Origin of the sequence: Mesorhizobium sp. M0019, assembly GCF_040323975.1 — a bacterium.
Lineage (GTDB): Bacteria > Pseudomonadota > Alphaproteobacteria > Rhizobiales > Rhizobiaceae > Mesorhizobium.
The window spans coordinates 1-1542 of record NZ_JAMYVK010000123.1 but is presented as its reverse complement, the minus strand read 5'-3'; the positions used below and the strand labels follow the sequence as shown (position 1 = coordinate 1542).

Sequence of the window (1542 nt, the reverse complement as noted above, 5' to 3'; positions counted from 1 at the left end):
CTAGTCCCTATGATTGCTGGGCCTGAGGGCGGCCCGTCATCCGATATGCAACGGTACGAGGGTTAAGCCGGCTGGCCGGCGCAGAGCCTCATGCATAGGAGACGGGCCATATGGACCATATCAGATTTGTCGGTTTGGATGTTCACAAGGAAGGGATCTCGGTCGCGGTGGCGGAGAGCGGACGCTGCGGCTCGGTGGACTATCTCGGGGAGATTGCTAATGACGCTAATGCCGTGAGCAAGCTGTGCGATCGCCTCGGACGGTCCGGCAAGCGGCTGGCGTTTTGCTATGAGGCCGGCCCGTGCGGCTATGGCGTTCATCGCCAACTGACGCGCCTCGGCCATCGGTGCGACGTGGTGGCGCCGTCGCTGATTCCGCGGAAGCCTGGCGATCGGGTGAAGACGAACCGTCGCGACGCCACCATGCTCGCCCGCCTTCATCGGGCCGGAGAGTTGACCCCCGTCTGGGTGCCCGACGCCGATCATGAAGCCATGCGCGACCTGATCCGGCTGCGCAGCGTCGTGCGACAGGTGGTGACGCGAGCGCGCCAACATCTTCAAGGATTTCTGCTGCGTCACGGGCGCAAGCATGAGCGTGGGACGGCCTGGCGAAAGGCTTACCGGCGATGGCTTTCGACATTGGCCTTCGACCATCCCGCCCAGCAGATCGCATTTCAGGATTACGTCGATGCCGTCACGGATGCGGAACGGCGCCTGCAGCAGGTCGAGGAACAGATACTCAGCCTGCTCCCGGAATGGAACCAGCGCCCGGTCGTTGACGCCTTGCAGGCGATGCGCGGCATCGCGCTGATCAATGCCGTGGTGCTGGTCGCGGAGGTCGGTGACTTCACACGCTTCTCAACCCCCCGCCAGCTCATGGCCTATTTCGGCCTGGTCCCCGGAGAACAATCGAGTGGCGAGACCGTCTGGCGCGGCGGCATCACCAAGACCGGCAACACTCATGCCCGGCGCGCGCTGGTCGAAGCCGCCTGGGCTTACCGGATGAGAGCGCGCATCAGCCGGCACAAGGTCGACCGGATCGAGGCGCTGCCAAAAGTCGTTCGCGATATCGGGTGGAAAGCGCAAGTTCGACTGTGCACCCGATATCGTCGGCTGAGCGCGCGCGGCAAGAATGCGAACGTCGTCAATGTCGCCATCGCACGCGAGATGGTGGGCTTCATCTGGTCGATCGCCTGCACAGTTCAATCCGCGCCAAAGGCGGCGTGACCACTATTTGACAGACAGCCAGCAGAGGAGATCGCAAAAACCCAAACATCAGCCTCGGCGCGATATGCGGCGCTGGAGGCGGGACAATGCCGGGGAGCCCTCGTCCCCACTATGAGCCTCGACGCTCGCCACCTAGACAGAGGCAGCCCCAAACGAAACCAGGTCATGCGGCTCGACCCGCGGATGAGAGATTGTTGACCGACGTTCAAGTCCCGCCTCTTGCACCTCATATCCGCCGTACAAGTGCCTCGACCGCCGATCGGATCGGCGGGCTGCAGCTTATGTCAAAGGCCATTGTCAGCAATCATGAGAGTGG

Annotated in this window: 1 protein-coding gene; it reads left to right on the top strand. The window is 63.0% G+C overall.

Annotated features, from left to right (window positions below; genetic code table 11):
* Positions 1-110 precede the first annotated feature (110 nt).
* The gene (locus tag NKK47_RS34930; RefSeq protein WP_352515958.1) at positions 111-1226 is read left to right on the top strand and encodes an IS110 family RNA-guided transposase; all 1116 of its coding nucleotides are present in this window, start codon (positions 111-113) and stop codon (positions 1224-1226) included.
* Positions 1227-1542: the final 316 nt, after the last annotated feature.

Excerpts from the sequence above, each read along its gene's own strand:
- NKK47_RS34930 (WP_352515958.1), top strand. The coding sequence starts at position 111 with ATGGACCATATCAGATTTGTCGGTTTGGATGTTCACAAGGAAGGGATC.